8 protein-coding genes are annotated in these 6987 nt (G+C 66.9%); 5 read left to right on the top strand and 3 right to left on the bottom strand.

Annotated elements, in window-relative coordinates; translation table 11 throughout:
* The 5 genes from ipdE1 to fadA6 all read left to right on the top strand — a co-directional run.
* On the top strand, nt 1-800 hold an 800-nt coding region (ipdE1, locus tag A5652_RS16385; RefSeq protein ID WP_067353407.1), incomplete at its 5' end, for an acyl-CoA dehydrogenase IpdE1.
* 28 nt (nt 801-828) lie between these two features.
* Nucleotides 829-1617: a (5R,7aS)-5-hydroxy-7a-methyl-1-oxo-2,3,5,6,7,7a-hexahydro-1H-indene-carboxyl-CoA reductase gene (gene ipdF / locus A5652_RS16380; protein WP_067353404.1), complete on the top strand. Its 789-nt coding sequence runs from the start codon at nt 829-831 to the stop codon at nt 1615-1617.
* An 82-nt stretch (nt 1618-1699) separates the two neighbouring features.
* On the top strand, nt 1700-2872 hold the full coding sequence (locus A5652_RS16375; protein WP_082983942.1) for a DUF4878 domain-containing protein: 1173 nt from the start codon (nt 1700-1702) through the stop codon (nt 2870-2872).
* 73 nt (nt 2873-2945) lie between these two features.
* Nucleotides 2946-3566 carry a TetR family transcriptional regulator KstR2 gene (gene kstR2 / locus A5652_RS16370; protein WP_067353393.1) on the top strand — a complete coding sequence of 207 codons (621 nt, stop codon included), beginning with the start codon at nt 2946-2948 and terminating at the stop codon, nt 3564-3566.
* A gap of 1 nt (nt 3567) precedes the next feature.
* Entirely contained in the window at nt 3568-4728 is a 1161-nt protein-coding gene (gene fadA6 / locus A5652_RS16365) for a steroid 3-ketoacyl-CoA thiolase FadA6 (RefSeq protein ID WP_067353390.1), read from the top strand.
* Between the two features lie 9 nt (nt 4729-4737).
* Here the strand turns inward: fadA6 and A5652_RS16360 are convergent, their stop codons facing one another.
* The 3 genes from A5652_RS16360 to ipdC form a co-directional block, all read right to left on the bottom strand.
* Entirely contained in the window at nt 4738-5478 is a 741-nt protein-coding gene (locus A5652_RS16360) for a hypothetical protein (protein WP_067353386.1), read from the bottom strand.
* Nucleotides 5475-6113 (bottom strand): SatD family protein, encoded by a 639-nt coding sequence (locus A5652_RS16355; protein ID WP_067353400.1) that lies wholly within the window; start codon nt 6111-6113, stop codon nt 5475-5477. The genes A5652_RS16360 and A5652_RS16355 overlap by 4 nt, the downstream gene beginning before the upstream one ends.
* 75 nt (nt 6114-6188) lie before the next feature.
* Nucleotides 6189-6987: (3aS,4S,5R,7aS)-5-hydroxy-7a-methyl-1-oxo-octahydro-1H-indene-4-carboxyl-CoA dehydrogenase (ipdC, locus tag A5652_RS16350; protein ID WP_067353384.1), on the bottom strand; the 799-nt coding region annotated here is incomplete at its 5' end.

Here is a 6987-nt window from a genome sequence, read left to right as displayed (position 1 = left end):
TCCTCGACGTGACCGAGCTGTGGTGCCAGGGCTATTCGGAGCCCGGCGCCGGCAGCGACCTGGCCAACGTGGCGACCACCGCGGAACTCGACGGCGACGAGTGGGTGATCAACGGCCAGAAGGTGTGGACGTCGCTGGCGCACCTGTCGCAATGGTGCTTCGTGGTCGCGCGCACCGAGAAGGGTTCCAAGCGTCACGCCGGCCTGTCCTATCTGCTGGTGCCGCTGGATCAGCCGGGCGTGGAGGTCCGACCGATCGTCCAGATCACCGGCACGGCGGAATTCAACGAGGTGTTCTTCGACGACGCCCGCACGGAGGCGTCTCTGGTGGTCGGCGAGCCCGGCGACGGCTGGCGGGTCGCCATGGGCACGCTGACCTTCGAGCGGGGCGTGTCGACGCTCGGGCAGCAGATTCGTTACGCCCGTGAGCTTTCCAACCTGGCCGAGCTCGCCCAGCGCACCGGCGCGGCCGACGACCCGTTCATCCGCGAGCGGCTGACCCGGGCGTGGACCGGGCTGCGAGCCATGCGCAGCTACGCGTTGGCCACCATGGACGTCGAACAACCCGGCCAGGACAACGTGTCGAAGTTGTTGTGGGCCAATTGGCATCGTGATCTCGGCGAGCTGGCCATGGACGTCATCGGTAAGCCCGGACTGACGCTGGCCGACGGCGAGTTCGACGAATGGCAGCGCCTGTTCCTGTTCACCCGCGCCGACACCATCTACGGCGGATCCAACGAGATTCAGCGCAACATCATCGCCGAGCGGGTGCTCGGCCTACCTCGAGAAGTACGTGGATGAGCGCTTGCGCGAAGACACAGGAGGAAGCATGAGTCTGTCCGAAGCTCCGAAAGAGATTGCCGGACACGGACTTCTGCGGGGCAAGGTGGTGGTCGTGACCGCGGCCGCGGGCACCGGCATCGGCGCGTCGACGGCACGACGGGCGCTGGCCGAGGGGGCCGACGTGGTGATCTCGGACCACCACGAACGGCGGCTGGGGGAGACCGCCGACGAGCTCGCCGCGCTGGGACAGGGCCGGGTCGAAAGCGTGCTGTGCGACGTGACGTCCACCGCGCAGATCGATGCGCTGTTCGCGTCGGCCACCGCCCGGATGGGCCGCATCGACGTCCTGGTCAACAACGCCGGGCTGGGCGGACAGACGCCGGTGGTCGACATGACCGACGAGGAGTGGGACCGCGTCCTGGATGTCACCCTGACGTCGGTGTTTCGCGCCACCCGCGCGGCGCTGCGGTACTTCCGCGACGCGCCGCACGGCGGGGTGATCGTCAACAACGCCAGCGTTCTCGGCTGGCGTGCGCAGCACTCGCAGTCGCACTATGCCGCCGCCAAGGCCGGAGTGATGGCGCTGACCCGTTGCAGCGCAATCGAAGCCGCCGAGTACGACGTGCGGATCAATGCAGTGTCGCCCAGCATCGCGCGGCACAAATTCCTGGAGAAGACGTCGTCGTCCGAGTTGCTCGACCGGCTGTCGGCCGGCGAGGCCTTCGGACGTGCCGCCGAGCCGTGGGAGGTGGCGGCCACCATCGCGTTTCTCGCCAGCGACTACTCGAGCTATCTCACCGGAGAGGTCATCTCGGTATCCAGCCAGCACCCGTGAGCTGCGATATCGCTGACTGGCGCGAGGCCGCGACGTGTTTACAATGGTCGACCAACGCGGTTGATGCAGGTGGGAGGGTGCTGTGAGCGAAGGGCCGGGTCACCGACCGTGGGGTGAGAACCCGACGCCTGCAAACGCACCCGGCCAGCCGCCGGGTGCCCCCTGGCAATCCGACGCCGGATGGCCGGAACAGTGGGGCCAAGGCGCCCAGGCAACCCCGTTCGGTCAGCCCGCATACGGGTCGTGGTCCTCGCCACCGCCGGTGACCGTCGCCAACTTCAACGGGCCGCACGGTGGCGGCGGTCAGCGCAATCGCAAGCCGCTGATCATCGGGCTGAGCGTGGCCGCCGTCGTGATCGTCGTGATCGTCATCACCGTGATCGCCGTCAGCAGCGGGGGCGGATCGGGCAGCGCCGGTGACGCGGCCAAAGGCTACCTCGAAGCGCTCGCCCGCGGGGACGCGCAAGCCGCGCTGACATACAGCACCGACCAGCCCGCGTCGAAAGACTTTCTGACCGACGACATCCTCAAACGGCAGATCGCGCGGTGGCCCATCACCGACATCAAGATCCTCGACGACAATTCCGCCCGCGGCTTCGGCTTCGGCCAGGTGCACGTTTCGGCGAAATTCGGCGAGAACACCTCGGACGTGACCATGTCGATCAAGAAGGCGGGCAGCGACTGGAAGCTCGACCACGCCGCGATCAAGGTGGACACCCTCAACGCGGGCATCGAGCAGGCCGCCGTCAAGACCGCGACGTTCTTCGACAAGCCCGTCGGCACCGCGCCGGTATACGTCTTTCCCGGTTGGGTGGACGTCGCGAGCACCAATCCGAATCTGGCCGTCACCTTGAAAAAGCCCTTGCTGCTTGACAATCTGACGACATCGGGCGCGTACTTCAACGACCTGGAGTTCAAACTCAGCGACAAGGGGTTGTCGGCGACCAGCGCCGCGATATCGGCCGCGCTGGCGAATTGCGCGAACTCGAACCAACTGCGACCGCCCGACTGCCCCCAGCACGCCTTCGACTACGACCTGGTGGACGGGACCGCGGCCTGGGGCAAGCCGGACATCAGTGGGCTCAAGATCAACCTGTTCGACCCCTTCCGTCTCGAGGCGACGTTCTCCGGGTCCGTCAACTTCCCGCTGACCGCCCAGACCCGATCGGGCGGCACCAAAACGAGCGTGGTCAACGCGTTCGTGTCCGGCAACGCCGACGAGTCGCAGACCCCGCCGGCGGTCTCGCTGCGCTGACCCGGGCGACGGCCGGCGGGACGGGAACGACACCTCGGTGGCCAAGCAAGCGCTTGGTTGATACTCTGGTCGGGTGGACCGAGCGCCCGGTCAGGCCAACAGCCGTCGAGACGAGCTACTGGAGCTTGCCGCGACCATGTTCGCCGAGCGTGGATTGCGTGCCACCACCGTCCGCGACATCGCCGACAGCGCCGGCATCCTGTCCGGCAGCCTGTACCACCACTTCTCCTCCAAAGAGGAGATGGTCGACGAGCTGTTGCGAAGTTTCCTGGACTGGTTGTTCGCGCGCTACCGCGAGATCGTGGACAGCGAGGCCAACCCCCTGGAGCGGCTCAAGGGGTTGTTCATGGTGTCGTTCGAGGCGATCGAGCACCGGCACGCGCAGGTCGTCATCTATCAGGACGAGGCGCAGCGGCTGTTGTCCCAGCCCCGGTTCGCCTACATCGAGGACATGAACCGGCAACAGCGCAAGATGTGGCTCGAGTTGCTCAATCAGGGCGTCGAGGAGGGCTGCTTTCGCCCCGACCTCGACGTCGATCTGATCTACCGCTTCATCCGGGACACCACCTGGGTGTCGGTGCGCTGGTATCAGCCGGGCGGGCCGCTCACGGCGGAGCAGGTCGGTCAGCAATACCTCGCCATCGTTCTCGGCGGAATTACTGCGGGATCAAACAAAATCGAAGAAGGAGTCTGAAATGCCAGAGGCGTACGTCATCGACGCTGTGCGTACCGCGGTCGGCAAGCGCGGCGGATCGCTGGCCGGGATTCACCCGGTGGATTTGGGCGCTCTGGGATGGCGCGGGCTGCTCGATCGGGTCGACGTGGATCCCGCCGCAGTCGACGACGTGATCGCCGGCTGTGTTGATGCCATCGGTGCGCAGGCGGGCAACATCGCGCGGCTCTCGTGGCTGGCCGCCGGCTATCCCGAAGAGGTTCCCGGCGTCACCGTCGACCGGCAGTGCGGCTCGAGCCAGCAGGCGATTTCGTTTGGCGCACAGGCGGTTCTGTCCGGGACGGCCGATTTGATCGTCGCCGGCGGCGTGCAGAACATGAGCCAGATCCCGATCTCGTCGGCCATGACGGTGGGCGAGCAGTTCGGATTCACCTCGCCGACCAACGAATCCAAGCAGTGGCTGCACCGCTACGGCGACCAGGAGATCTCGCAATTCCGCGGTTCGGAGCTGATCGCCGAGAAGTGGAACCTGTCGCGCGAGGAGATGGAGCGCTACGCGCTGACCAGTCACGAGCGCGCGTTCGCGGCAATCCGTGGCGGCCACTTCGACAACGAGATCATCACCGTCGAAACGGAGTCCGGGCCGTTCCGGGTCGACGAGGGACCCCGCGAGTCGTCGCTGGAAAAGATGGCCGGGCTCAAGCCGCTGGTCGAGGGTGGCCGGTTGACGGCGGCCATGGCAAGTCAGATTTCCGACGGTGCCAGTGCCGTGCTGCTGGCGTCCGAAAAGGCCGTCAAGGACCACAATCTGACGCCGCGAGCCCGCATCCATCACATCAGCGCTCGCGCCGCCGACCCGGTCTTCATGCTGACCGGGCCCATTCCGGCGACGCGCTATGCACTGGACAAGGCCGGACTGTCCATCGATGACATCGACACCGTCGAGATCAACGAGGCTTTCGCGCCGGTGGTGCTGGCCTGGCTCAAGGAGATCAAGGCGGACCCGGAGAAGGTCAACCCCAACGGTGGCGCTATCGCGCTCGGCCACCCTCTGGGTGCTACCGGCGCCAAGCTGTTCACCACCATGCTCAACGAGCTCGAGCGCATCGGCGGCCGCTACGGTCTGCAGACCATGTGCGAAGGCGGCGGCACGGCGAACGTCACGATCATCGAGCGCCTGTAGGCCGGCTGCTCAGCGGGTAGCCACAACCAGACCGATGCTGCCCAGGGCAAGCAGCCAGCTCGTGAAGCTGCCGACGAGGAAGTACTCGGTCACCTCGTCGATGCCGACGCCGCCGTTGCGGTTCGTTTGAGCGTTCAACTCCGGAAACCGGATGATGCCCTTGGCGGCGACGACGGCGCTGGCCGCGGCCACCTGTCCGCCGACGCCGAGGCTCAAAATCAGCAGGCGTTCCATCGGTCCCAGCAGCCTGCCGCCCTTGAGCCGGTCCGACGGCTGCGGCTCGCCGGCCGGACGTACCGCGCCCACCGAGCCAAGCACCAAGCGCACCAGCTGATTTGCGGTGGCGAATTGGACCAGGACCACGCCGACGAGCATCAGCAGCCGAGTGGGCGTGACGTGGCCGAGAGGGAGGTGAACCCAGGCCGCCCACCGCGCGACGACGCCGTCGGCCGGTGATGACCAGCCAGACATCGCCGCCAGCAGCGCCAGCGCGGAACCGAAAACGGCCAAGGGTGCGCCCTGCGCGGTGCCGGTGTGTTCGCTTCGCGCGCACAGCAATTCCCAGGCGATGACCGCCGCGGCCGCCAACGCGAGCAATGCGATGTCGCCGGCATGCCACAGGTCGCCCAGCGTCGCGCACGCCAGTACCGTGACCGGTCCGATCAACAGCGGCGCCCAGACCGCGGTTGTCGCTCGCCGGCAGAGATCGGCGACGCCCAGTGCGATGAGCAAGACGGCGATGGCGCTCACGGCAGGCTCCGAAGATATTGGCTGGCAAGGACAATCAGGTCCAAGCCGTCGCGGCTGGCGCGCTGAGAAACCGCCGACGGGCTGATGCCCTCGTCCGCGGCGAGCTCCTTTTTGGTCCGGCCGGTCATCAACCCCCTCACAATCCGCAACGATCTCTCATCGAGCGATCCAAGCAGATGGTCCCGACAGATCAGGGCCGCGTTGACCGCGGCGACGTCGCCGCGTTTGTCGCCGTCCGCCCGGAAGGTTGTGCGTACCAGCGTGAAGCCGGGTTGTCGCTGAGCGGCCGCGGTCTGCTGGATGGCCTCCCGCGCGGTCCACCAGCCCGGTCCGTCCTGAATTCCCGCATCGGCGTCGAGGATGGTAACCGCGCCCCAGCCGATGCCGAACCGGACATCGACTTCGGGGCCGACGGCAAGCCGCAACCCCAGGGCAGCATCGATCGCGGCGCCCACACTCGGGTAGCTGCCCTGGAATTCGTCGCCGACGGTGAACGCCGGCGGGTCGATCGCCTCGCCGGCCGCTTGTTGCAGGGCGCTCGCCAGGACTCGGTGCAGCCCGGGGCGATCGGTGGCGCGCCGGGAGCCGACGACGTCGCCGATGAGGGTCGCTCGTGGTGAAGAGCTGTGCTTCATCGAGCTCATTTGAAGAGTATAGCTTAATAGCGCATAACTTTAGCTATAAGCTTCACTCAACGCAGCCTCGGGTGGTTATGCCCCGTCCACCAGCCCGGATGCCGCCTGCAGATGCTTGATCGCGTCGCGCACGATGCTCTCGATCAGTTCGGCGCACGAAGGTAGGTCTTCGAGAATGCCGGCCACCTGCCCGGAAGCCAGCACGCCGGCCTCGGTGTTGCCGTCAACCAAACCGGCCTTCAACAACATTGGCGTGTTGGCCGCCATCACCACCTGCGACCACGTCAGCTCCTTGCCCCGGCGCATCGCCAGGCCGTCGCTGATCATCGACCGCCAAGTCATCTGCGACATGTGTTTGAACTTGGCTGCATTGCGCACGGCCGCAGTGAGACCCCGTACCGGTGAACCGCCTTCCAGCTTCTCGACCAGACCGGTGCGCAGCACCCGGTGCGGCATGCCGTCGACCCTCGTCGTGACGACCGTGCCGTCCAGCGCCGACTCCAGGTAGCGACGTTTCACCGCGTCCGGCACGGTCGAATCCGAGGTCAGCAAAAAGCGGGTGCCCATCGCGACGCCGGCGGCGCCGTAGCTCAGCGCGGCCGCAAGGCCGCGCCCATCGAAGAACCCGCCGGCCGCGATCACCGGAATCCCGCTGCCCTGCACGGCATCCAGGACCGAGGGCAGCAGCAAGGTCGTGGCGACGGGGCCGGTGTGCCCACCGCCTTCACCGCCCTGCACGATCATCGCGTCGGCCCCCCAGCTCGCCACCTTACGGGCGTGCTTGGCCGCGCCGATCGACGGAATCACCACGGCACCGGCATCTTTGAGCCGGGCGATGAGTTCCTGCTTGGGCGCCAGGGCGAAGGACGCCACC

The sequence above is a fragment of the Mycobacterium sp. 1165178.9 genome, from assembly GCF_001673555.1.
In the GTDB taxonomy this organism is placed as follows: domain Bacteria; phylum Actinomycetota; class Actinomycetes; order Mycobacteriales; family Mycobacteriaceae; genus Mycobacterium.
The sequence above is the reverse complement of the archived record's forward strand: the minus strand, read 5'-3'. Positions and strand labels throughout refer to the sequence as shown.